The 25,644-nt window shown below is 42.4% G+C and carries 21 protein-coding genes, 1 riboswitch and 1 other annotated feature; of the genes, 3 read left to right on the plus strand and 18 right to left on the minus strand.

Annotated features, from left to right (window positions below; all coding sequences use genetic code 11):
* Position 1: 1 nt before the first annotated feature.
* Positions 2 to 1,753 (minus strand): succinate dehydrogenase flavoprotein subunit, encoded by a 1,752-nt coding sequence (gene sdhA / locus ACZ43M_RS21130; protein WP_464504479.1) that lies wholly within the window; start codon positions 1,751 to 1,753, stop codon positions 2 to 4.
* A gap of 170 nt (positions 1,754 to 1,923) precedes the next feature.
* Positions 1,924 to 2,532, minus strand: a complete 609-nt coding sequence (locus ACZ43M_RS21135; RefSeq protein ID WP_464504480.1) for a succinate dehydrogenase cytochrome b558 subunit — start codon at positions 2,530 to 2,532, stop codon at positions 1,924 to 1,926.
* A gap of 421 nt (positions 2,533 to 2,953) precedes the next feature.
* On the opposite strand from ACZ43M_RS21135, the gene ACZ43M_RS21140 reads away from it, so the two are divergent.
* Positions 2,954 to 3,406, plus strand: coding sequence for a YslB family protein (locus ACZ43M_RS21140; protein WP_464504481.1), 453 nt, complete (start codon positions 2,954 to 2,956; stop codon positions 3,404 to 3,406).
* A 65-nt stretch (positions 3,407 to 3,471) separates the two neighbouring features.
* On the opposite strand, the gene ACZ43M_RS21145 is transcribed toward ACZ43M_RS21140, so the two are convergent.
* From ACZ43M_RS21145 to zapA, 13 genes are all read right to left on the minus strand, one after another.
* The gene (locus ACZ43M_RS21145; protein ID WP_464504482.1) at positions 3,472 to 4,689 is read right to left on the minus strand and encodes an aspartate kinase; all 1,218 of its coding nucleotides are present in this window, start codon (positions 4,687 to 4,689) and stop codon (positions 3,472 to 3,474) included.
* Between the two features lie 116 nt (positions 4,690 to 4,805).
* A riboswitch (Lysine riboswitch) is annotated at positions 4,806 to 4,983 on the minus strand.
* Between the two features lie 67 nt (positions 4,984 to 5,050).
* Entirely contained in the window at positions 5,051 to 6,826 is a 1,776-nt protein-coding gene (gene uvrC / locus ACZ43M_RS21150; RefSeq protein WP_464504483.1) for an excinuclease ABC subunit UvrC, read from the minus strand.
* Between the two features lie 125 nt (positions 6,827 to 6,951).
* The gene (trxA, locus tag ACZ43M_RS21155) at positions 6,952 to 7,266 is read right to left on the minus strand and encodes a thioredoxin (RefSeq protein WP_464504484.1); all 315 of its coding nucleotides are present in this window, start codon (positions 7,264 to 7,266) and stop codon (positions 6,952 to 6,954) included.
* A 291-nt stretch (positions 7,267 to 7,557) separates the two neighbouring features.
* Positions 7,558 to 8,535 carry an electron transfer flavoprotein subunit alpha/FixB family protein gene (locus tag ACZ43M_RS21160; RefSeq protein ID WP_464504485.1) on the minus strand — a complete coding sequence of 326 codons (978 nt, stop codon included), beginning with the start codon at positions 8,533 to 8,535 and terminating at the stop codon, positions 7,558 to 7,560.
* 39 nt (positions 8,536 to 8,574) lie between these two features.
* Positions 8,575 to 9,348: an electron transfer flavoprotein subunit beta/FixA family protein gene (locus ACZ43M_RS21165; RefSeq protein WP_464504487.1), complete on the minus strand. Its 774-nt coding sequence runs from the start codon at positions 9,346 to 9,348 to the stop codon at positions 8,575 to 8,577.
* A 125-nt stretch (positions 9,349 to 9,473) separates the two neighbouring features.
* Entirely contained in the window at positions 9,474 to 10,247 is a 774-nt protein-coding gene (locus ACZ43M_RS21170) for an enoyl-CoA hydratase (protein ID WP_464504488.1), read from the minus strand.
* A 27-nt stretch (positions 10,248 to 10,274) separates the two neighbouring features.
* Positions 10,275 to 10,856, minus strand: a complete 582-nt coding sequence (locus ACZ43M_RS21175; protein WP_464504489.1) for a TetR/AcrR family transcriptional regulator — start codon at positions 10,854 to 10,856, stop codon at positions 10,275 to 10,277.
* Between the two features lie 193 nt (positions 10,857 to 11,049).
* A complete protein-coding gene (locus tag ACZ43M_RS21180; protein WP_464504490.1) occupies positions 11,050 to 12,753 on the minus strand; it encodes an AMP-binding protein in 1,704 nt (567 codons plus the stop codon).
* Between the two features lie 1,470 nt (positions 12,754 to 14,223).
* Positions 14,224 to 14,631, minus strand: coding sequence for a DUF350 domain-containing protein (locus ACZ43M_RS21185; protein ID WP_464504491.1), 408 nt, complete (start codon positions 14,629 to 14,631; stop codon positions 14,224 to 14,226).
* Positions 14,632 to 14,655: 24 nt separating this feature from the next.
* Positions 14,656 to 17,013, minus strand: a complete 2,358-nt coding sequence (locus tag ACZ43M_RS21190; RefSeq protein WP_464504492.1) for an endonuclease MutS2 — start codon at positions 17,011 to 17,013, stop codon at positions 14,656 to 14,658.
* A gap of 19 nt (positions 17,014 to 17,032) precedes the next feature.
* Positions 17,033 to 18,748 (minus strand): DNA polymerase/3'-5' exonuclease PolX, encoded by a 1,716-nt coding sequence (gene polX, locus ACZ43M_RS21195; protein ID WP_464504493.1) that lies wholly within the window; start codon positions 18,746 to 18,748, stop codon positions 17,033 to 17,035.
* A gap of 96 nt (positions 18,749 to 18,844) precedes the next feature.
* Positions 18,845 to 19,375 carry a CvpA family protein gene (locus ACZ43M_RS21200; protein WP_464504494.1) on the minus strand — a complete coding sequence of 177 codons (531 nt, stop codon included), beginning with the start codon at positions 19,373 to 19,375 and terminating at the stop codon, positions 18,845 to 18,847.
* A 6-nt stretch (positions 19,376 to 19,381) separates the two neighbouring features.
* Positions 19,382 to 19,642, minus strand: coding sequence for a cell division protein ZapA (gene zapA, locus ACZ43M_RS21205; protein ID WP_464504495.1), 261 nt, complete (start codon positions 19,640 to 19,642; stop codon positions 19,382 to 19,384).
* Positions 19,643 to 19,748: 106 nt separating this feature from the next.
* Between zapA and rnhC the strand changes: the two genes are divergently transcribed.
* Together rnhC and ACZ43M_RS21215 are read left to right on the plus strand one after the other, a co-directional pair.
* The gene (gene rnhC, locus ACZ43M_RS21210; RefSeq protein WP_464504496.1) at positions 19,749 to 20,696 is read left to right on the plus strand and encodes a ribonuclease HIII; all 948 of its coding nucleotides are present in this window, start codon (positions 19,749 to 19,751) and stop codon (positions 20,694 to 20,696) included.
* 13 nt (positions 20,697 to 20,709) lie between these two features.
* Complete coding sequence (locus tag ACZ43M_RS21215; protein WP_464504497.1) at positions 20,710 to 20,961, plus strand: 4a-hydroxytetrahydrobiopterin dehydratase; 252 nt, start codon at positions 20,710 to 20,712, stop codon at positions 20,959 to 20,961.
* Positions 20,962 to 21,046: 85 nt separating this feature from the next.
* Here ACZ43M_RS21215 and pheT read toward each other — a convergent pair whose 3' ends face one another.
* The 3 genes from pheT to ACZ43M_RS21230 all read right to left on the minus strand — a co-directional run bounded on the left by pheT (position 21,047) and on the right by ACZ43M_RS21230 (position 25,623).
* The gene (pheT, locus tag ACZ43M_RS21220) at positions 21,047 to 23,461 is read right to left on the minus strand and encodes a phenylalanine--tRNA ligase subunit beta (protein WP_464504498.1); all 2,415 of its coding nucleotides are present in this window, start codon (positions 23,459 to 23,461) and stop codon (positions 21,047 to 21,049) included.
* A 13-nt stretch (positions 23,462 to 23,474) separates the two neighbouring features.
* Positions 23,475 to 24,512 carry a phenylalanine--tRNA ligase subunit alpha gene (gene pheS, locus ACZ43M_RS21225; RefSeq protein ID WP_464504499.1) on the minus strand — a complete coding sequence of 346 codons (1,038 nt, stop codon included), beginning with the start codon at positions 24,510 to 24,512 and terminating at the stop codon, positions 23,475 to 23,477.
* Between the two features lie 59 nt (positions 24,513 to 24,571).
* Positions 24,572 to 24,817 (minus strand) — a binding site (T-box leader).
* A gap of 50 nt (positions 24,818 to 24,867) precedes the next feature.
* On the minus strand, positions 24,868 to 25,623 hold the full coding sequence (locus tag ACZ43M_RS21230; RefSeq protein ID WP_464504500.1) for a TrmH family RNA methyltransferase: 756 nt from the start codon (positions 25,621 to 25,623) through the stop codon (positions 24,868 to 24,870).
* Positions 25,624 to 25,644: the final 21 nt, after the last annotated feature.

Consider the following 25,644-nt stretch of genomic DNA (forward strand, 5'->3'; position numbering starts at 1 on the left):
CTTAATGTTTTGTTGTATAATCGCGCTTCCGCGGTTTAATCAAGGAAACATCGATCTCTTCATAATGGAAAGCCGGAGCAGATGTTGCATCGACAAATTTAGCCATGGTTGTCTTCATGAATTCCTCATCATTCCGCTCTGGGAATTCAGGCTTATAATGAGCACCGCGGCTTTCATTACGATTGTAAGCACCAAGTGTAATAACACGCGCTAACTGCAGCATGTTCTGCAGTTGTCTTGTAAAGGCCGCACCCTGGTTGCTCCATTTAGATGTATCATTGATGTTAATATTTTGATAGCGTTCCAAAAGCTCTTGAATTTTTTCATCAGTTTTTAAAAGCTTGTCGTTGAAACGAACAACGGTCACGTTATCTGTCATCCATTCGCCAAGCTCTTTATGAAGAACATAAGCATTTTCAGTACCATTCAGAGACATGATACCGTTCCACTTTTCTTCCTGCTCTTTAACATGACGGTCAAAGACAGTAGGCGAAACAGCATCAGAACTCTTTTCAAGACCACTAATATAGCGAACTGCATTCGGTCCTGCCACCATACCGCCATAAACCGCAGAAAGAAGCGAGTTTGCTCCAAGACGGTTGGCACCGTGCTGTGAGTAATCACATTCCCCGGCAGCAAATAGTCCTGGAATATTTGTCATTTGGTCATAATCAACCCATAATCCGCCCATTGAATAGTGAACAGCAGGGAAGATTTTCATAGGAACTTTACGCGGGTCATCACCAACGAATTTTTCGTAAATTTCGATGATACCGCCAAGTTTTACATCCAGTTCATGTGGATCCTTGTGAGATAAATCAAGGAATACCATGTTTTCTCCGTTGACACCAAGCTTTTGATTGACGCAGACGTCGAAAATTTCACGTGTCGCAATATCCCGTGGGACAAGGTTTCCGTAAGCTGGATATTTTTCTTCTAGGAAGTACCATGGCTTACCATCTTTATAGGTCCAAACACGGCCGCCTTCACCGCGTGCCGATTCACTCATCAGGCGAAGTTTGTCATCTCCAGGAATAGCAGTTGGGTGAATTTGGATCATCTCTCCATTTGCATAGTAAGCCCCTTGTTGATAAACAATACTTGCAGCAGAACCTGTATTAATAACAGAGTTAGTAGATTTTCCAAAAATAATCCCAGGGCCACCAGTTGCCATGATGACAGCATCAGCAGCAAAGGATTTAATTTCCATTGTTTTTAAGTCTTGAGCGACAATTCCGCGGCATACGCCGTCATCATCCACAACGGCACCTAAGAATTCCCAGCCTTCATATTTGGTTACAAGGCCTTCTACTTCATGACGTCGAACTTGCTCATCCAATGCGTAAAGTAATTGCTGACCAGTTGTTGCACCTGCAAATGCTGTACGGTGATGCTGTGTACCTCCGAAACGGCGGAAGTCCAGCAATCCTTCAGGAGTACGGTTGAACATTACTCCCATCCGGTCAAATAGATTAATAATACCAGGTGCCGCATCACACATTGCTTTTACAGGAGGCTGATTGGCCAAGAAGTCTCCGCCATAAATCGTATCATCAAAGTGAATCCATGGGGAATCCCCTTCACCTTTAGTGTTTACTGCTCCATTAATACCGCCTTGGGCACAAACAGAGTGAGAGCGCTTAACCGGAACCAGCGAAAATAATTCAACAGGTGTTCCGTGTTCTGCAACTTTAATTGTTGCCATCAATCCAGCCAACCCGCCGCCGACGATGATCACCTTACCCTTACTCATTCTGACTCACTCCCTTAATCCAAATCCAATATTTCAACATATTTAGAGATTAATTTTTTTGCTAATAACAAATAATAAAATTTCTTCAAAATTTTATTATTTCTTAACGCATAAATTCAACTACGCCGCATGAACCGTCCTAACGGACTTGCCAATCGGCGAGTTTTCATTTAAACAAATGCTAATAAAGTCTGAATTCCTACAATCGATAGAAGAACGAAAACTGCCAATGTAACATATGTAGAAATGACTTGGGAACGTGGGGATTGCGTAATACCCCAGCTAACCATGAATGACCATAAACCATTCGCAAAATGGAAAATGGCAGAAAGAATTCCAACTAAATAGAATACGAACATAAATGGTGAAGATAAAATCTCCTCCATCATTTGGAAGTTAACTTCTGCTCCAAATGCCGCCGCTACGCGAGTTTGCCAAACATGCCAAGTAATAAAAATAAGAGTAATAACGCCTGAAATACGTTGCAGCAGGAACATCCAGTTTCTGAAGAATCCAAATCTGCTAACATTGTTTTTTGCTGTAAATGCGATATACAGCCCGTAGATTGCATGGAACAGGATCGGTAAATAAATTACCACCGTCTCAAGGACATAACGGAACGGAAGATTCCCCATAAAGTTAGCTGCTTTGTTGAAGGATTCCACACCATCTGTCGCAAAATGATTCACTGTTAAGTGCTGCAGAAGAAAGACACCGATTGGAATGACCCCAAGCAGCGAATGCAATCTCCGATTTAAAAATTCGCGATTCCCCGCCATTGATTTACCCCCTCATTAATTTTAAAAAATGCTGTTAGGTTTCAATATCCCCCAAAACCTAGCAACACTGTGACAATTATGTGACATGTCCATTTTACTCCCAACATCATAGAGCGTCAAGGAAACGGATACATAAAAACAAGACAAAAAATAAAATTTTTAAAATATATTGATATTATAATAGGGTTGTAAAATAAACTTTCTAAAAGGAAGAGTATCTTTATTTCCTTTTAAATTACCAACATTTTACTTAAAGATTTTTTATTCGAATAGGCAATGATAATTATGATGATAAAAAAGAGAAGATTTTGTAGAATAGTAATAAATCCCAATCTGTAATGTAAACGCTTTCCTTAGCAAAACCTGTGCTGAATTTTAAATTAAATTGTATATAATAGAATGATAGAAAGAGGGGAAACTTGTGAAAAATAGTTCAGTTGCAGAACAAAATATAAGTACTTTGGAGCCAAGAACCATCTCAATGTTTGGGTATGAATTAATCAGAGAGATTCTGCTGCCTGAGATTTTTGGAAAAGATACACCTGAAATTCTGTATTGGGCAGGGAAACGGCTCGCGCGAAAATACCCGTTAGAAAGCATGGACCAAATTATTGATTTTTTCGCCAAAGCTTCTTGGGGCGAACTAGAAATAAAAAAAGAAGCTAAAAATCAATTGGAATTGGAACTGATGAGTCCACTCATCGTCTCCCGGGTCAAATCAAAAGCCGAACACTACTTCCAGCTTGAAGCTGGCTTCCTTGCCCAACAAATCGAACACCAAAAAGAAGCCATCGCCGAAACCTTTGAGCATCCAATCAAAAAATCCAACAAAGTAATGTTTACCGTGAAATGGGATCGAAAAGATTCCATTTAAGAAAGAGGTGGTGTCAGGCTCTGTGCAAGTTCACATGGCGCCTGACACCAATTCCCATTTAACCCCTATTCTCTATCGAGTTCAAATGCCTTATGAAGGGCTTCAACTGCCTGAAGCATGTGTTTTTCTTCAACTACAGCTGAAACTTTGATTTCGGATGTGCTGACCATTTTAATTGGGATGTTGTTGGCCGCCAGGACTTCGAACATTTGCGCAGCTACACCTGGATTGGAAATCATTCCAGAACCGACAATGGAAACCTTCGCCAATTTGTTTTCGGCATCAAGCTGTTCATAGCCAAGCACGTTTTTATTGTCCTCTAACACATTCAAGGTTTCGAGCCAATCATCCGTATGGATGGAGAATGAAAGATTGGCTGTACCTGCCTCGGTTGTGCTTTGAATAATGATATCTACATTAATATGATTCCTGGCCAATGTTGTAAAAATTGTTGACAAGCTTGTTAAAGAATTAGTGAGTCCTAACACTGTTACTTTAGTAATTTCATCTTCAAACGCGACCCCGCGGACAACCAGATTTTGCTCCATTGTTACTTCCCCCTCAATTACTGTACCTTCGACTTTTTCCATACTTGAACGAACTTCAAGGCGGACATTATAGTTTTTCGCAAATTCTACTGCTCTTGGATGCAGCACCCCTGCACCAAGATTCGCCAGCTCGAGCATTTCATCATATGAAACTGAACGTAATTTTCGTGCTCCCTTTACATACCTTGGATCGGTTGTAAATACTCCGGTCACATCCGTGTAGATATCACATTTATCTGCTTGTAGGGCAGCAGCGAGCGCGACGGCAGTCGTATCTGACCCGCCGCGGCCAAGAGTCGTTATTTCACCGTCTTCACTTATTCCTTGGAAGCCTGCAACAATGACAACTTTCCCTGCCTCCAATTGACTCCTAACCGCTTCCGTATTAATGTTGGAAATTCGGGCGTTGCCATGAACTGGTTCGGTGACAATGCCTGCCTGCCAGCCAGTATAGGACACAGCCGGAATCCCTTTTGCGTTTAATGCCATTGATAGTAACGAAATTGTCACCTGCTCTCCAGTAGAAAGCAGCATGTCCATTTCCCGCTTATTTGGCTGTGGGGACAACTGTTTTGCCATGCTAACCAACTGATCTGTCGTTTTCCCCATTGCCGAAACAACCACTACTACCTGATTTCCCTTTACGATTTCTTCACGGACTCTTTCGGCAACATTTAAAATTCTTTCAATACTGCCAACCGATGTCCCGCCAAATTTCTGTACAATTAAGCCCATCTCTTCCCCTACTTTCAGTTATCCGTCTTAGCTATCTTTCCCTGTAAACATAAAAAAGCAATGAGAGAGTCTCTCATTGCTTAACTAAACACAAAAAATAAATTCCTGTGCAAACAATAAAAGATAGCTCTCCAAGACAGTAGTCTTGACAATCCGGTATTTATTCAATACAGGACCAGCAAAGAAAGCAATGAGTCTTTCCTCACTTCGGCGAACATTCCCTTTCAAAGTCTATCGTTGAAGCTCATCCTTCTCCAGACCTCTACTTATGAAGCTCGCACCTCTACCTTCACTTTAACACGTAAAAGTGGTAGAATATTAAATTTCTATTCATTATAGCATAGCCTGTTTTTTCTGACAATCACTGTGAATGCAGTTTTTTCAGTAGTTCTTCAGCAACAGGAAGCGGAAGTCCGATGGCACGCAGCTCTTCTAGTGTTGCTTCCTTCATCTTTTTGACAGAACCAAATTCCTTCAGCAACTGTTTCTTACGCTTTTCCCCAATTCCCTGGATATCATCAAGCATTGACTGAAAGGCAGTCTTTCCGCGGGTTTGCCGATGGAAGGTAATGGCGAATCGGTGCACTTCATCTTGAATCCGCTGCAGCAGGTAAAATTCCTGGCTGTTACGCGCCAATGGAACCATTTCCAACGGGTTGCCATACAGCAGCTGCGAGGTCCGGTGCTTCTCATCCTTGACTAGACCAGATAGCGGAATATCCAGGCCCAATTCATTTTCTAGGACATCGCGGACTGCCTCGACATGCCCTTTACCGCCGTCAATAATGATTAAATCTGGCAGCGGCAGATTCTCTTTTAACACACGTGAATACCTTCTTCTTGTCACTTCGCGCATAGATTCGTAATCATCAGGCCCTTTTACTGTTTTAATCTTATACTTTCGGTATTCCCGTTTATAAGGCCTTCCGTCGATAAACACAACCAAGGCCGAAACGGGGTCGGTTCCTTGAATATTGGAGTTATCAAATGCTTCAATCCGGTGCGGCGTATAAATACCAATGGCTTCGCCCAAATTCTCGACCGCTTTTATTGTTCGTTCCTCATCCTTTTCAATGAGTGAGAACTTTTCCTTTAAGGCAATTTTGGAATTTTTTATTGCCATTTTAACAAGATCTTTTTTCTGCCCGCGCTGCGGCTGGAGAATTTTCACTTCGAGAAGCTGCTCGGCCATATTTAAATCTACATCATCCTGAATCAGAATTTCCTTTGGTTTAAAATGATTGGATTGCTGATAAAACTGGCCAAGGAACGTCAAAATCTCTTCCTCAGGCTCATTGTAAATAGGAAACATGGAAACATCGCGTTCGATCAGCTTTCCCTGCCGGACGAAAAAGACTTGGACGCACATCCAGCCTTTATCAACGGCATAGCCGAACACATCGCGGTCGGTAAAATCGGTCATCGTGATTTTTTGTTTTTCCATAATCGTTTCAATATGAACGATTTTATCACGATATTCCTTAGCACGTTCAAAATCCAGTTCTTCGGCTGCTGCTGCCATTTTTTCCGTCAGCTCGTGTTTAATTTCTTTATAGCCGCCATTTAAAAAGCGGGAAATCTCATCCGTCATCTGCTTATACTGTTCCTCTTTCACCTCATTCACACAAGGCGCCAGGCATTGGCCCAAATGGTAATACAGACAGACCCTATCTGGCAAAGTCGAGCATTTGCGAAGCGGATAGATTCGATCAAGCAGCTTTTTCGTTTCGTTGGCTGCACTTACATTCGGATAGGGTCCAAAGTATTTCCCCTTGTCCTTTTTGACTTTTCTCGTGATGATTAACTTTGGATGCCGCTCAGCCGTTAGTTTTATAAACGGATAGGTTTTATCATCCTTCAGCATGACGTTATACTTTGGATCATATTTTTTGATGAGGTTTAATTCCAAAAGTAAGGCCTCAATATTTGATGAGGTAACAATATATTCAAAATCCTCGATTTCATTAACGAGTCTTAATGTTTTTCCATCGTGTGATCCAGTAAAGTAGGAACGAACGCGGTTCTTTAAAATTTTCGCTTTCCCGACATAGATAATCGTTCCCTGACGGTCTTTCATTAAGTAGCAGCCAGGCTGATCAGGCAGCAGTGTTAATTTTTGTTTGATTATTTCATTCATTCGGCTACTCCCCCTCCGTCCTTAGTTCTATCCTTAAATTTTATAGCATTCCTGCTCTTTAGGGAAGTAGGAGGTTATTGGGCATAAAAAAACCTCAGCTCAATGCTGAGGTCGTGTTTGAAAGCTTAAATGTGTTTTTGCAGCACGCCTGCTAATGCATCTTTTGGCTGGAAGCCGACAACTTTGTCAACGACTTCGCCGTTCTTGAACACTAACAGAGTAGGAATACTCATAACGCCAAAGTTTGCTGCTGTTTGTGGGTTTTCGTCCACATCAAGCTTGGTGATTTTTATTTTATCGCCCATTTCTGCGTCAAGTTCTTCCAAAACCGGTGCAATCATTTTACAAGGTCCGCACCATGGAGCCCAGAAATCTACTAGAACAGTGCCTGAGCCTGTTTCAGCAGTGAAGTTTTGATCTGTTACGTGTGAAATAGCCATTTTATTGACCTCCTAGATAATTACTTAAATCTAACGAAAGTATAACATTGTTAGCATTTTGATTGCTAATAATCTGTCTCGAAACTAATTTTCCCTACTTGCCCATAAGTATTCTATGCGAAAGCCATATTAAAGGCGAGCGGAACCTTCCGCTCGCCCTTATTATTGGCTAGCTCCAGCGCCTAGGGGCTCGGGGTCATAAGCCAATCCGTCAAGAAGGTTAAAGAACAACCTTCTTGCAGGCTTGTCTTATGCCTGTCGCCCCTGGTCAAGGCGCTTCCGCTTTTCTTATTATTGGTGTACCTTTAATTTTTTAAACTCTTCAGTCAGCATTGGAACAACCTCGAACAGGTCGCCAACGATGCCGTAATCGGCCACTTTAAAGATGTTTGCTTCTGGGTCTTTGTTAATGGCTACGATTACCTTGGAGTTGGACATTCCAGCAAGGTGCTGGATGGCACCTGAAATACCGCAAGCGATGTAAAGATCAGGTGTGACAACTTTACCTGTTTGACCGATTTGCAGTGAGTAATCACAATATTCGGCGTCACAGGCACCGCGGGAAGCACCAACTGCTCCGCCCAATACATCTGCCAATTCTTTGAGCGGGGCAAAGCCTTCTGCACTCTTCACACCGCGTCCGCCTGAAATGACGACTTTCGCTTCGCTAAGGTCTACGCCTTCAGTTGCTTTTCTGACAACCTCTTTAATAATTGCACGAAGGTCTTTAATATCAACAGAAAGGGAAGTCACTTCGCCGCTTCTGCTTTCATCTTTTTCAAGTGGAGCAATGTTATTAGGGCGAACTGTAGCAAAAATTAAACCGTCCGTCACAATTTTCTTTTCAAACGCTTTACCAGAGTAGATTGGGCGAGTGAACACGACATTTCCGCCAGCCACTTCTACCGCTGTTGCATCCGAGATTAGACCGCTTTCAAGCTTTGCAGCGATTTTTGGCGAAAGGTCTTTACCAAGTGCAGTATGACCAAGGACAAGGCCTTCCGGCTGCTCTTGCTCCACTACAGCTAATAGTGCTTGGGAATAGCCGTCAGATGTATATTGCTTTAATTTTGCATCTTCTACAACAACCACACGGTCAGCACCATTTTTCACAAGCTCCGCGCCAAGGCTGCTTACAGCTTCACCAATTAGAACACCAACAACTTCTCCACCTTCGGCAACTGTCTTTGCTGCTGCGACTGCTTCGAAAGATACATTACGTAAGGATCCGTCACGAACTTCTCCGAGTACTAATACTTTTCTTGACATATGAGTATACCCCCTGGAAACAATTTTTATAAAAACAAATTAAATTACTTTAGCTTCATTATGGAGCAGACTAACAAGTTCCTTCACTTGGTCAGTAAGCTCGCCTGAAAGAACCTTACCTGCTTCTTTCTTTGCTGGCAGATAAATTTCAATTGTTTTTGTTTTGGCTTCAACATCGTCTTCTTCAAGATCAAGATCATCAAGTTCCAATTCCTCAAGCGGTTTCTTCTTCGCTTTCATGATCCCTGGTAAAGAAGGATAACGCGGCTCGTTTAAGCCCTGTTGCGCAGTTACCAATAGCGGAAGGCTTGTTTCGATTACTTCTGAGTCACCCTCTACGTCACGAGTAACGGTTACGCTTGTTCCGTTGATTTCAAGCTTTGTAATCGTCGTAACGTAAGGAATGTTTAATAATTCAGCAACACGAGGTCCAACTTGACCAGACGCATTATCAATGGCAACGTTTCCACCTAGAATCAGGTCCACTTCTTTATCCTTTAAGTATTGGGCAAGAATTTTGGCAGTTGTAAATTGATCGCCATTTTCCACATCATCTTCGGTATTAATAAGAACAGCTTTATCGGCACCCATGGCTAGCGCGGTACGAAGCTGCTTTTCAGTGTCTTCATTGCCGACAGAAATGACTGTTACTTCTCCACCATTGGCATCACGCACTTGGATGGCTTCTTCAATCGCATATTCATCGTAAGGGTTGATGATGAATTCAGCACCATCCTCATTGATTTGGCCGCCAGAGAGTGTGATTTTTTCTTCAGTATCAAAGGTTCTTTTCATTAAAACATAAATGTTCATGGTCAGGGTTCCCTCCTAGAAATTCAAACATTTTTTCAGTTTGAAAGATTATGAAAATTTTTAGTAAAAAAATATATAGACTTCATTGACTCCGAGCGGTTGCTCAGCCCAGCGCCAAAAGAAGTTTATTCACCTTTAAAATTTGGCTCCCTTTTCTCAATAAAGGCCTGGATGCCTTCCTTCGCATCATTTGAATTGAATACCTCGCCAAACAGCTGTGCTTCTCGTTTCGTTCCCTCGTAGAACTCTTTTGTTTTTGCATAGTTTAATAGTTCAATAGCTGCTTTAATGGCAACTGGACTCTTCTTGGCAACTTTATTTGCAAGCTTTAAGGCCTGTTCATACACTTCAGCTTCCGGATACGCATGGTTAGCCAACCCAAAATTAACCGCTTCCAATCCTGTGATCGGCTCAGAAGTGAACATCATTTCTGCTGCTCTTGCTACACCAACATATTTTGGCAGGCGCTGTGTACCGGCAAACCCAGGGATTAATCCAAGCTGCAATTCAGGCAGCCCAAGTTTCGCTGTTTCACTTACAAGGCGGATATGACAAGCCATCGCCAGTTCCAGGCCGCCTCCTAGGGCCGCGCCGTGAATGGCAGCAATGATTGGCTTCGGAAACGTCTCCATCCGATTAAATAAATCTTGTCCAAATGTCCCCAGCTTAGAAAAATCATCTGAAGAGCCAACCGTGGTAAATTCTTTAATATCGGCACCCGCCGAGAAAAAGCGTCCTTCTCCATGAATCACAATTACTTTTAGTTCACGGTTAGGTTCAATTTCATCAAGCAGGGCAGCTAACTCTCGCAACAAACCATTGGAGAGAGCATTTGCCGGCGGACGCTGAAGCGTAATCACAGCAATACTTCCCTCACTTGACCATTTTAAATATTCCATACAATCCCTCCTGTCCCTTTATTGCAATTAGTTCCCCAGGCCATTAATCAAAAGACTATGGACTTTGGGTGCCAACGCTACTAAATTAAACTTTTGTTCACTCATTACCCAAGAAGTAACAATTTCATCAATAGTCCCAAAAATCATTTGTCTTGTTAAGCGAACATCGAGATCGGCTGCAAACTCCCCATTTTCCTTGCCTTCCATGATAATGATGTCAATCAACTGTAAATACCCTTTAAGGACATCGTTGATTTTTAAACGTAATTCCTTGTTGGACTGGCGCAATTCCAGCTGTGTCACAATTGCCATGTGGATATCCTCTGCGAGGAGTTGGAAGTGAGTTTCAATCATCATTAATAACTTCTCTGCCGCCGTCTGTTTTCCTGCTGTTTTTTCCTCTATATTTTCAACAAATTGTCCCATTTTTTCTTCAAAGAGGGAGATAAGGATGTCTTCTTTATTTTTAAAATAAAGATAAATGGTCCCATCAGCTACTCCCGCCTGTTTCGCGATTTTTGAAACCTGAGCGGCATGGTAACCATTTTCAGCGATAACAACTACCGCTGCATCGATAATTTGCATGTATTTGGGTCTTAACTTTTTCACTACAATCCCTCATTTGAAGAAAATTTGATATAATTCAATCATAAAAAAAGAAAAATATGAATGAATAATCATTCATATTTTTATAATAATTTTTATATGTACTTCTGTCAAGAAATACTTCTTCATCAAATTTTCACATTTAGATAGGACAAGTCTCTAGTATCAAAAAAAAATAATGGCATATTCTAAGCTGCTAAGCGTGTTTTTTACTTTCATCCTCTAATTTTTGCAGTTCTTCATCCACCAGCATTCGTCTTAAAATTTTTCCTACAGCTGTTTTCGGTAATTCGCTTCTGAATTCATACTTTCTTGGTACCTTATAGGCTGCCAGATATTTTCTGGCGTATTTGTTCATTTCTTCAGCAGTAACAGCTGACCCCTCTTTTAATACAATATATGCTTTAACAGTTTCACCACGATATGGGTCAGGAATTCCGGCAGCGACTGCTTCGACCACATCGGGATGTTCGTATAATACTTCTTCTATCTCTCTAGGGTAGATATTATACCCACCGGCAATAATCATATCCTTCTTACGATCCACGACATAAAAATAACCATTTTCATCCATGTAACCAAGGTCACCGGTATAAAGCCAGCCATCTTTTAAGACCTCATCTGTCGCTTCAGGACGATTCCAGTACCCCTTCATAATTTGCGGGCCTTTAATAATAATTTCACCGATTTCTTTTAACGGCATTTCTGCCCCTGTTTCCGGTGACACCACTTTGGCTTCTGTGTCAGGATACGGCACACCAATACTTCCTTTTACCCGTTCTCCCCATAAGAAGTTGGAATGTGTTACCGGAGATGCCTCTGATAATCCATAGCCTTCAACAAGTTTACCGCCTGTAATCGCTTCAAATTTCTCCTGAACTTCAAGCGGGAGTGGCGCAGAACCACTTATGCAGGCATTAATCGACGATAAATCATACTTTTTCAAGTCCGGATGGTTTAACAAGCCGATAAAGATTGTCGGTGCACCTGGGAATAAGGTTGGCCGCTGTTTTTGAATCGTCTTTAATGTATCAATCGCATCAAATTTTGGCATTAACACCAATTTAGCAGCCATTTTGACAGACAGTATCATGACCGTTGTCAGGCCGAACACATGGAAAAATGGCAGGATGCCCATAACGACTTCCTCACCTGGTTTGCATTTATAGACCCAGGCGTTGTTCATTTCTGTATTGGCAATAATATTTTTTTGGGTTAACATAACGCCTTTTGGCATTCCAGTTGTTCCGCCTGTGTATTGAAGCAGACAAATGTCTTCCTCTAGGTTATATTCATACTCCGTAAGATTTTTCTGTTTTTGTTTTAAGATTTCTGTAAGCAAATGTGTATGGCCCTCATGCTTTACTTTAACGACAAGTCCATATTGTTTTTTCTGGATGTAAGGATAAACGAGGTTTTTCGGAAACGGTAAGTAGTCTTTGATGCAGGTAACGATGATGTGTTTTAATTCTGTTTGTGGCATAACTTTCGAAACTCGAGGGTAAAGGATATCCAAAGTGATAATTACTTTTGCACCAGAATCCTTCATTTGGTGTTCAAGTTCTCTTTCGGTATACAATGGATTGGTCTCCACAACAATTCCGCCAGCCAGTAATGTACCAAAAAAAGCGATTACATTTTGTGGGCTATTTGGCAGCAGGATGGCGACCCGGTCTCCCTTTTTAATCCCCAAGGTTCCCTGAAGATAACAGGCAAAGCTTAATGAATCGTCATATAGTTGTTTAAAGGTCATTTCTTTCCCCATAAAATGGAGGGAAACTTTGTTAGGATAATTCTTAGCTGTTTTTTCCAAATATTTCTGTACTGGTTCTGAGGAGTAGTCAAGTGTGGCTGGAATTTCTTCAGGATAATGTTTTAACCACGATTTTAACTCCGACATGTTGAGCCCCCTTTATTCAATTTTTTTAAAATTCTAACATCCAAACCAATTATAGTACAGATTTTGACAATTAACAATGAGATTTCCTAGTTTTTGTATGATTTACTACCTTTTGTCTATTACCTTATAAATTTGTGTAGTATATCTAGTTTATTAACTGTGATTAGATTACATGACTGTTATGATTCATTATTTCAGCCAAATAAATGGGACAAGTTTTTTTCACTATAAAAACCTACTGAGACGAATCGGTGGTCAAATTGTCGAGAAAGGGTATTTGGGAGGTCTCATGACGCGTCTGCCTGGATAATTTGCTCAAACACGTCATGAAAGTCAGTCTCATGACGCGTCTGCTTGATTATTTTCTCAAATAGGTCATGAAAGTCAGCCCCATGACGCGTTTGTCTGGAATTGATCCTCAAACACGTCATAAAAGTCAGCCTCATGAAGCATTTGCCTGGATTATTTTCTCAAACACGTCATGAAAGTCTGTCTCATGACGCGTCTGCCTGGATTATTTGCTCAAACACGTCATGAAAGTCTGTCTCATGACGCATTTGCTTGATTATTTTCTCAAATACGTCATGAAAGTCAGCCCCATGACGCGTTTGTCTGGAATTGATCCTCAAACACGTCATGAAAGTCTGTCTCATGACGCGTCTGCTTGGATTATTTTCTCAAACACGTCATGAAAGTCAGCCTCATGACACATTTGCCTGGATAATTTTCTCAAACACGTCATGAAAGTCTGTCTCATGACGCGTCTGCCTGGATTATTTGCTCAGACACGTCATGAAAGTCAGCCTCATGACGCATTTGCCTGGATTATTTGCTCAAACACGTCATGAAAGTCAGCCTCATGACGCATTTGCCTGTATTACTTTGTCAAACACGTCATGAAAGTCAGTCTCATGACGCGTCTGCCTGGATTATTTGCTCGAACACGTCATGAAAGTCAGCCTCATGACGCGTCTGCCTGGATTATTTGCTCAAACACGTCATGAAAGTCTGTCTCATGACGCGTCTGCCTGGATAATTTGCTCAAACACGTCATGAAAGTCAGTCTCATGACGCATTTGCCTGTATAATTTGCTCAAACACGTCATGAAAGTCAGCCTCATGACGCATCTGCCTGTATAATTTGCTCAAACACGTCATGAAAGTCTGTCTCATGACGCGTCTGTCTGCATTACTTTGTCAAACACGTCATGAAAGTCGATCTCATGACGTGTTTAATTGGATTTTTTCCTCAGACACGTCATGAAAGTCCGCTCATGACGCGTTTGCCTGGATTTTGCAAAATAAACACGGTGAATTGAAAAAAATAATGGCTGTCGAAAGTTTCTCGACAGCCAGTGGTGTTTAAAAAAATTTAAGTAAAGAATACCAAATAAATGATGCCGACCAAAATAAACAGGCCGCATAAACCAAATAGTACTTTTGCCAATGTTTCCACTTACTTTTCTCCCCTTATGAAATTCCTGCGCCAATTACATAGGATAGCCCAACGGAGATAATCATTGAAATCAAACCAACCGCACGATTATCATTTTGAATTTCTTCATCGATTCTAAATTTTGGCGTTAAAAATTCAAAGATAAAATAGCCAGCCAATAATAGCAAGAAACCATATACTCCCCAGCCCATCATGGAAAGAAGTGTATCGTGGTCCTCAATGGAATAACGAAATATATTGGCAACCCCGAATATCTTCCCGCCCGTTGCCATCGCCACTGCCACGTTACCTTTCTTAATTTCTTCCCAATTTTTATATTTGGTGACAATTTCGAAAATCGCCAAAAAAACAACCAAACATAATATGACGACACTATAATAAGCTGCAATTTGAATATATTCATTTTCCCAAAATTGATCCATGCCTAATCTCCCCACAAAGCCCATTTATTTAAATTCGACTACGGTGACACCCGAGCCGCCTTCTCCAGCTTCTCCAAAGCGAATTTTCTTTACAGATCGATGGTTTCGTAAATATTCCTGAACCCCTTGCCGCAGTGCCCCTGTTCCCTTACCGTGAATGATTGATACACGCGGATAATTGGCAAGCAGGGCATCGTCGATATATTTTTCTACCCTTAACAAGGCATTTTCGTACCGCTCTCCGCGCAGGTCAAGCTCCAGTTTCACATTGGAGTCCCTGCCCTTTACAATCGCCATCGGTTTTGTTTCTACCTGTTTTGGTGAATCGATATATTCCAAATCCTTTTCTTTTACCTTCATCTTTAGGATTCCTATTTGAACCTGCCATTCATTATCAGAGACTTTTTCCAACAAGGTGCCATTGGAATTGAAGGTCAGCACCTTTACTTCATCCCCCGGCGTATACTGATGCTTTTTGGATTTTTTATTTATTCGTTGTTCGGATTTTTTCACTTCCGGTGCGGCGGCTTCCAAACGCCGTTTTGCTTCAATTAATTCATGCTCTTTGATATCTGCATGCTTTTCCGTCCGCATTTTCCGGAGGTCACGAATAACAGTCTCGGCTTCTTTCTTGGCCTCATCGACAATCTCTTCCGCTTTTTCCGCCGCTTTTTCAAGCATGGTATCCTTCTTATCGTAGAACTCCATCATTTGCTTTTGCAAATCTTTATGCAGTTTCTCGGCTTGCTTTAAATAATCCCTAGCCTCTTGCTGCTCAATCTCCGCCTGACGCTTGCTTTCCTCAAGCGAGGCAATCATTTTATCGATTTGATTACTATCCTCACTGACATGGGAGCGGGCCGACTCAATGACCCGTTCATTTAAGCCGAGCCGTTTGGAGATTTCAAAGGCGTTACTCCGCCCCGGTACCCCCAGCAGGAGTTTATAGGTAGGGCTTAATGTTTCCACATCAAATTCAACACTGGCATTTAGCACACCCTCACGGTTATAGCCATAGGCCTTTAACTCCGGATAATGGGTGGTTGCCACCACCCGCGCTCCCCGCCGGTGAACTTCGTCCAGTATCGAAATCGCCAAAGCCGCCCCCTCCTGCGGATCAGTACCGGCACCAAGCTCATCAAATAATACAAGGCTATTAAAATCAACACTATTTAAGATGTCAACGATGTTAACCATATGGGATGAAAACGTACTTAGACTCTGCTCGATTGACTGTTCATCACCAATATCGGCGTATACCGCATCAAATACAGCCAGTTCAGAACCGTCCAGAGCCGGGACTTGCAGTCCAGCCTGAGCCATAAGCGTACATAAACCAAGCGTTTTTAATGTGACTGTCTTTCCCCCGGTGTTTGGTCCGGTAATAACAATCGTTGTATATTCCTTACCGAGCATAATATCATTCGCTACGACTTCATCAATCGGGATTAGCGGATGTCTTGCTTTATATAGGCTAATTCTTCCTTCATTGTTCATCGTCGGCATGGATGCCTTTATTTTTTTGCCGTAGCGAGCCTTGGCAAAAATAAAATCCAAATTTGCCATCACTTCCACGATTACTTGCAGCTCATTTGAGTGTTCCGCCACATTTGCAGATAACTCGCTCAGAATTCGTTCAATTTCAAGCTGTTCTTTTACACGGATATCCTGAAGCTGGTTGTTTAACTGGACTATGACCTGAGGTTCTATGAATAAGGTTTGACCCGAAGAACTTTGATCATGAATGATCCCGCCGTAATGCCCGCGGTATTCCTGTTTAACAGGAATGACAAAACGGTCATTGCGGATGGTAATAATCGCATCTGACAGCATTTTCTGTGCGCTGGATGAACGGATCATACTTTCCAATTTTTCACGGACCCTTGCTTCATTCGAACGAAGCTGATGCCGTAATGAGCGCAGCAATTCGCTGGCCCCGTCCAATACTTCTCCGCTTTCATCAATGGCTTGTTTAATTGTCTGTTCCAAATTTGTTAGCGGAATAATTTGCCCGACCTGTTCCTCGAGGATTGGAATCTCCGTTCGCTCTTCAGCAATTTCCTCAATAAACCGTTTCATTCGGCGGCTTGTCTGGATGGTACTCGCTGTCTGTACTAGCTCATGCGGGCTTAACACACTTCCTATTACCGAACGTTTGATATGGCCGCGAATATCATGAATCCCTGATAACGGTGCATGGCCTTTTATGCGCAGGACCGTTGCCGCCTCGTCAGTCTCGGCTTGAAGCCTGACAACTTCTTCAAAATCCGTTGAGGGAACTAGATCTTTTATCTTTTGCTTACCAAGCGAAGAGGCAGCATGGTCCAATAGCTGGTCTCTGACCTTGGTAAATTCTAATACTTTTAAAACTCGTTCTTTCATGAGGGCGAGCCTCCTTTTATTATCGATTATGCAAAAAATGGAGCAGGTCATTTTTATCAAGAGCGTTCAACACGGTTGATTTTTTAATCCAGCCCTTTTTCGCTGATGATACACCGATTTCCATATGCTTTAATGTTTCCATTCGATGTGCATCCGTATTAATCATAATTTTTACACCGGCTTCTTGCGCTTTTTTCAGGTATTCCGCAGCTAAATCAAGCCGGTTTGGATTAGCATTTAGTTCTAATGCTGTATTTGTTTCCTTCGCAAGTGAAATCAGTGAATCGATATCAACCGGATAGCCCTCACGGCGGCCAATTTTCCGGCCGGTCGGATGAGCAATTAAATCAACATGGGGATTCATTAACGCATTTTTGAGCCGATCCATAATTTTTTCTACAGGCTGTGAAAAAGCAGAGTGGATGGAGGCAATAACAAAATCCATTTGTGCCAGCAGGTCATCCTCGAAGTCCAGGCTGCCATCCGGTAAAATATCCATTTCGATTCCGGATAAAATCAAAATATCATCATATTTTTCATTTAATTTTTTAATTTCTTCCCTTTGTTTTAATAGCCTCTCAGTGTTCAATCCATTCGCAACCTTTAAATACTGCGAATGGTCGGTGATCGCCATGTATTGGTACCCTTTGGCGCGGCACGCTTCCACCATTTCCTGAAGTGAATGAGCGCCATCACTCCAGGTTGTATGCATATGGAGATCGCCCTTAATGTCTGTCAGTTCAATTAATTCTTCTGAAGCAGAGAATATATCGACCTCTTTGCCATCCTCTCTGACCTCTGGCGGGATGAATGGGAGATCAAAATACGTGTAAAATTCTTCTTCGGAAGTAAAGGTAAGAATTTCTCCCGTCTCCGTGTTTTCGACCCCGTACTCGCTAATTTTTTCGCCGCGTTCCTTGGCCAGTTGCCTCATTCGGACATTATGGTCTTTTGAGCCTGTAAAATGATGAAGGGTCGTGATAAACTCCTCTGGCTTCACCATCCGAAAATCAACGGATACATCAAAATCCAAATCGAGTGTGATCGACACCTTTGTCTCACCAGCGCCTATCACTTCTTTAATGCCTTCTATTTTTAATAGCTGCTCACGAACAGCATGAGGCTCAGTAGTGGCGATAATAAAATCAAGATCCTTAATTGTTTCTCTCATTCTTCTTAGACTGCCTGCCCGCGAAAAACGCTGCACGCCCGGCATGCCAGACAGAATGGCTTCCATTTGTTCAGCGATTGGCAGCATATAGGCAATTGGCAGCCGTTCCGGTCTAGTCCCGACATTGGCAATCGCAGCCAGAATCTTTTCTTCTGTTTTTTTGCCAAATCCGGCAAGCGCCTGGACCTTTCCTTCCTGGCAGGCTTCTTTTAAAGTCACAACATCCGTAATCCCTAGTTCTTGATAAAGCTTGGCAATTTTTTTGCCGCCAAGACCTGGCAGCTGCAATAACGGGATTAATCCAGCAGGAACCTCCTGCTTTAGTTCCTTTAAGACGGATGAGGTACCCTCTTTTATGTATTCATCAATGACTGCTGCGGTTCCTTTGCCAATTCCTGAAATCGTGGTAAAGTCCTCTATTTCAGGCAGTGTTCGTTCGTCTGTTTCAAGCGCAGATGCAGCCTTGCGGAATGCTGAAACCTTAAACGGATTTTCACCCTTTAATTCCATATAAATGGCGATCGTTTCCAATAAACGAATGATCTCTTTTTTATTCATTTCCATACAATCAACCTGCCCTCTTTGGTTAGCATCTTTAGTTTACCCCAGTTACTGGCATTAACAGAAAAACTTCTCTGCCCGAGAGAAGTTTACGCAGGATTATTGAATCCACCAATCATGAATTTGCTGCGAAAGAATGGGCGTATATTTCACCATTGTATTGGCGATAAAAGACTCATCCAGTGCAGTTTGAAAAAGTTCTATTGGAATTAAGGCGGCGATGTATATTACAATAAAAATAATGAAATAAACCTCTAAGAAGCCTAAAAGACCGCCTGCCCAAAAGTTTAGCTGCTTTAGCACCGGCAAATGGGCGATAAAGTCAAACATGGAGCCGATGATTTGCAGCAAAACTTTAGCGGCAAAAAAGATAATCACAAAGGCAATTGCCCGATAAAAAGCCATTTCCATATTACTTGAATCTGTTAAAACCTTTAAAATGGTACCTTCCCCAAAGTTGGGATAAGGAATCCAAAGTGTTAATTTAGGCGCCAAATCGTCATAGTACATATAGGCTACAATATATGCAATAATAAAACCTATTAAATGCACGAGCTGCAGGATAAAGCCTCTTTTAAGGCCCACAAAAAATCCGATAATCACAAATAATAAAATTGCCAAATCCAACATAATTGTTTATTCCTTTTCTTTTTGTAATTCTATCATCATTCGTTCTAAATCTTCTTTCATCTTAAGATAATCATTGACTGCGTTTACCGCCGTTAGCACAGCAAGTTTATTTACATCCAGCCCAGGATTCTTGGAATTGATTTCGCGCATTTTATCGTTGACTAACGACGCTACATGTCGAATATGACTGGGACTTTCAGTACCTAAAATAACATATGGTTGTCCGTAAATATCAACGGTTATCCTATTTTTTTGTGTGTTTGACAACGTAAATGCCCCTTTCAACGAATCCTACACTATATCATAACACGAAAATATTGAAGTCGAAAAGTTATAACAGTGAATATATTTAATAGAAATGTGGTGTTTTTTTGTGGGTAATGTCGTTTTAGTTTTGAATACCAATAAAATAATGGAAATGAAAGAGTACTACAGGGGGAGTTTGGCTGACAAAATGCCGCCCGGAAGTGTATTTGCAGCAAAAACGCCGTCCTGCACCATTACGGCCTATAAATCTGGCAAGGTATTGTTTCAGGGGAATGATTGCGAGAAAGAGGCAGGGAAATGGGGAGGGTTAGGCTCAGTCGCAGCTCCCGCCAAAAAAGGTGCGGCTTCGAGTAAAGCCGGAAACGGACTTCCAGCCGGTTTTAGCGAATGGTCTGTAATTGGTTCGGATGAAGTCGGTACCGGTGACTTTTTTGGTCCTATCACCGTTGTTGCTGCTTATGTCAGAAAAAAGGATATTCCTTGGTTAAAGGCAATTGGCGTCAGGGATTCAAAGGATTTAACCGATGAAAAAATTGTGGAAATAGCCAAAACCATTAAAAATGTTGTTCCCTTCAGTCTGATGACATTAAAGAACGAAAAATACAATCAAGTACAGCAGGGCGGAATGTCGCAGGGAAAAATGAAAGCTTTGCTTCATAATCAGGCAATTTTGAAGGTTTTGGAGAAAATTGCTCCCGAGAAGCCTGATGGTATTTTAATTGACCAGTTTGTTCAGGAGAGCACTTATTTTCAGCATCTTCGCGGCCAAAAGGCTGTTGCACGGGAAAATGTTTATTTTAGTACAAAGGCTGAAGGGATCCACTTGGCCGTTGCGGCTGCTAGTATTCTCGCCCGCTATGCTTTTATCCAATATATCGACCAAATGAGCGAGGCAGCCGGCTTTAAGATCCCAAAAGGAGCCGGAGCACAGGTGGACGAGGCGGCAGCCAAACTAATTATGAAAAAGGGCAGGAATGTGCTGCCATCGTTTGTGAAACTGCATTTTGCGAATACAGAAAAAGCGGTGGCACTGGTAAATAAAAAGAAAAAATGAGGAGGACTACGAGATGAGAAGACTTACAGATGAGGAAATCCAAAGTTCTTTGGCAGCACTGAGCAACTGGAAATTGGACGGCAAATTTATTATAAAAAAGTACCGTTTTAAAGAGTTTTTAAAAGGCATAGCCTTTGTAAACGAAATTGCTAACTTATCCGAGGAGAAGAACCATCACCCGTTTATATCCATTGACTACAAAATGGTAACCTTAAAGCTAACCTCTTGGAGTGCTGGAGGGTTGACTGATTTGATATCTTATTAACAAAGCTATATGATGCCATTTACGAGAAACATAAATAACGCAAAAAAAGAGTATCCTCAGTCAGTAACCGGGGATACTCTTCTTATTATCCTCTTAAAACTGCACCTGCTTGCTCTTTCAATGCCTCAAGCACGCGCTCATGAACCTTCGTTACCTCTTCATCTGTCAACGTACGCTCAGGGTCACTATATTTCAACGAGAAGGCAATCGACTTCTTGCCTGCCTCCATCTTGTCGCCTTCATACAAATCGAAGACAGCAGCCTCTTTCAACAGCGGCGCACCTGTCTTTGTAATAATTTCCCACAAAGTACCTGACACCGTTTCACTGTTTACCACGAGAGCAATGTCTCTTGTGATGGATGGATAACGCGGAATGGATTGATATTTCAAGGCATCACTTCCTGCAGCAAGGATAGCTTTTAGTGATAGCTCAAATACATAGGTATCCTTAAGGTCCAGGTTTTTTTGAACGCTCGGATGCAGCTGGCCAGCGAAGCCAATTCTTTTGCCATCCAACAGGATTTCTGCCGTCCGTCCTGGGTGCATGCCGTCAAACTGTGCTTGAACGTAAGTAATCCGCTCTGACAGGCCTAACTTTGCAAACACCCCTTCCAATACTCCTTTTAAGACGAAGAAGTCAACAGGCTTCTTCTCCCCTTGCCAGGAATGAGAGTGCCAAAGACCGGTAATAGCCGCTGCTATATGTTCTTTCTCCTCCGGAAGTACATCCTGACCATTTGCTAAAAAGACATTTCCTGTCTCATAAACAGCTAGACTGTCATTTTGGCGGGCGCTATTGTACTTAAGAACCTCTAACAGCTGCGGCAGAATGCTTAATCTTAGGATACTGCGATCCTCACTCATTGGCATTGCGAGACGAATGCTTTCACGTTTTTCTAAAGCAAATTGTGCAGCCTTCTCTTCATTGGTTAAGGAATAGGTCACTGCTTGGTACAGGCCGGCACCTTCAAGATAGGCACGGACTACCCGGCGTTTCTTTTGGTACTCTGATAATTTCCCTGGAGTTGAAGAGCCGATTGGCAATGTTTTCGGAATGTTATCATAACCATACAGGCGGGCAACTTCCTCGATTAAATCCTCTTCAATTTTAATATCGCCGCGACGCGTTGGCGCTGTAACAGTAATGGTATCGTCCTCAACTAATGTCTCAAATTGCAGACGGGCAAAAATCTCTTCCACGTCGTTCATGCTTAACTCTGTTCCAAGGACTCGGTTAATTTTTTCAACCGTAACCGAAACTACCGCCGGTTCAATTGTTAGGGTATCAGCCTCTGCTGCACCTGCCAACACTTCACCGCCAGCGTACTTTGCCATTAGATAGGCGGCACGATCGCCGGCAGCACGGACGCGGTTCGGGTCCACCCCTTTTTCAAACCGCGCGCTTGCCTCACTGCGAAGGCCATGGTCTTTTGAAGCTTTTCTGACAGTTGCTCCAGTAAAATAAGCAGCTTCTAACAAGACAGTCGTTGTATCAGACGTTACCTCGGAATTGGCACCACCCATTACACCTGCGAGCGCAACTGGCACGGTTCCATTAGTAATGACAAGATGCTCAGATGTTAAAGTGCGCTCCACGTCATCAAGTGTTACGAATTTCTCGCCATCATTTGCACGGCGGACAAGGATTTCCTTTGAACCAAGGCGGTCATAATCAAACGCATGCAGCGGCTGGCCGTATTCCAAAAGAATGTAGTTCGTAATATCGACGACGTTATTGTGCGGACGAATTCCAGCCGACATAAGCCGGGTTTGCATCCATAACGGCGACGGGCCGATTTTTACGTTTTTAATCATTTTTGCGACATACAGCGGATTGTCTTCCTTAGCCTCAACAACCACTTTCACATAGTCATCTGCTTTTTCAGAAAGTGATTCAAGGCTTGTTTCTGGCAGCTTTACTTCACGTCCAAGAATCGCAGCCACTTCATAGGCAACACCAAGCATGCTTAAGCAATCTGAACGGTTTGGCGTCAGTCCAAGCTCGAGCACTTCATCGTCTCTGTTTAATAGCCCGAGTGCGTCTGATCCAACCTCGGCATCAGCGGGAAAAACAAAGATCCCTTCTGCATATTCCTTTGGAACAATTTTCCCTTCCATACCAAGCTCTTGCAGCGAGCAAATCATCCCGTTTGACTCTTCGCCGCGAAGCTTTGCCTTTTTAATTTTAAAATTCCCTGGAAGCACCGCTCCGACTTTGGCAACAGCAACCTTTTGTCCTTGTGCTACGTTAGGTGCACCGCAAATAATTTGTACAGGCTCCCCTTCACCAATATCAACTTGGCATCTGCTCAATTTATCAGCATTTGGATGCTGCTCACGTACTAGAACATGACCAACAACTACTCCCTTTATGCCTTCGTTAAGTACTTCTACTCCTTCTACCTCGATACCGCTTTTGGTTATTTTTTCAGCCAGTTCCGTTGCCGATACTCCTGTTAAATCGACATAATCCTGAAGCCATTTATATGAAACAAACATTTAACTCACCCTCCTATTCTTCCACCGCAAATTGTTTTAGGAACCGAACATCATTTGTATAGAAATGACGGATGTCGTCAACACCGTATTTCAACATCGCAATCCGCTCAGGTCCCATACCGAACGCAAATCCTGTGTATTTTTTAGAGTCATAGCCGGCCATCTCCAGTACGTTTGGATGAACCATGCCAGCACCTAAAATTTCAATCCAGCCAGTCTGCTTACAGACGTTACAGCCGTGGCCGCCGCACATTTTACAAGAGATATCCATCTCGACTGATGGCTCAGTGAATGGGAAGAAGCTTGGACGCAAACGGATTTCCCGGTCTTGACCGAACATTTTCTTTGCAAATACTTCTAAAGTTCCCTTCAGGTCACTCATGCGAATGTTCTCACCGACAACGAGGCCTTCAATTTGCATGAATTGATGAGAATGTGTCGCATCATCGTTATCACGGCGGTACACTTTACCAGGGCAAATGATTTTGATTGGCCCTTTGCCTTGATGTTTCTCCATTGTCCGCGCCTGAACTGGTGATGTATGGGTACGAAGCAAGATTTCTTCCGTAATGTAGAAGGAGTCCTGCATGTCGCGGGCCGGATGTCCTTTCGGCAGGTTCAATGCTTCAAAGTTATAATAATCCTGTTCTACCTCTGGTCCTTCGGCAATTTCATAGCCCATCCCAATAAATAAATCTTCAATCTCTTCAATAATCTGGGTTAACGGATGGTGGTTTCCTACACTCACAGGACGTCCTGGAAGCGTAACGTCAATGCTCTCGGATGCCAGTTTTTCTAAAACGGCTGCTTCTTCAAGTTCGTTTTGTTTCTCCTCAATTTTTTCAGCAATTGCTTCCCGCACCTCGTTGGCAAGTGCCCCAATAACCGGCCGTTCCTCGGCAGAAAGTTTGCCCATGCCGCGCAGTACCTCAGTAATCGGGCCTTTTTTGCCCAAATAAGCAACGCGGATGTCATTTAATTCCTTTAAGCTTGCAGACTGTTCCACTTTTTGTATCGCTTCTTGCTGCAATTCTTTTAAACGTTCTTGCATGGTGAATTCCTCCTTATTTTTTATGTAATTTTTAAAAAAAACAAAAAACCCCGCCCCCAAAAAGGGACGAGGTATTAGTCGCGGTACCACCCTTGTAAACACTGTATGTAACATAGCAATGTTCGCTTCATTGAGATAACGGCTTATCGGCCGGTGCATCTTTACATTTCCCTTTTACGAAATGGTCCCGATGCCGACTCAGGAGGTGAACTTCTCCTGTCCTGCCCATAAAAGTGCTTTCAGTCGCGGCACTTTCTCCCTATATGGTGTACAGACCGGATACTTTTCTCCGTCATTGTCTTTAATTTATCAACATTGTTGACTATTATATAATAAAAATTTCACTGTTTCAAATTTATTTTTTTAAATAATATAACAGAATCCCTGTTGCTACAGCAACATTTAACGATTCACTCTTCCCGTAAATTGGAATATAAAGATTAGCTGTCGTGTCAGCGAGTAAATCTTTGCTAATTCCGTTACCCTCATTTCCAACCATTAATGCAAAGGAACTTGTGGTGGAAATACTAGTATATGCTGTTGCCCCTTCAAGTGCTGTACCGTATATGGAAATATGTTTTTCTTTTAGCTTTGGTATCCAGTCTTGGAGATCACCGCGAATGATTGGCAGGTGAAAATGACTTCCCTGGGCCGACCGGAGCACTTTGCTGTTATAAATATCGACACTGCCACGGCCAACGATAACTCCATCGATTCCCGCCGCATCAGCGGTGCGAATCATTGTCCCAAGATTGCCAGGGTCCTGAACGGCATCAATTAACAGAAAGGTTTTTGCTTCCTCAAGCGAGGTATCATGGTTACTTTGCTGGCAGACAGCAAAAATCCCTTGCGGCGCTTCGGTATCCGATAAAGAATCGGAGATTTCTTCTGTCACCATAAAAATGGGTGTCTGCCCTGCATCCAAGCGGGGTGGCAGTCCTGTTTTTTCCGAAACGATAATTTCTGATACCTGCCCCTCTTGCTTGAGTGCTTCCTCGACCAAATGATAGCCCTCCACTAGAAATGTGCCGGAACGGTCGCGTTCTTTCTTCGTTAATAGTTTTTTCCATTGTTTGACTTGCGGATTTTGCAATGACTGTATGTATTTCAATTCATTTTCCCCTTCAAAAAA

The organism is Neobacillus sp. B24, from assembly GCF_055381825.1.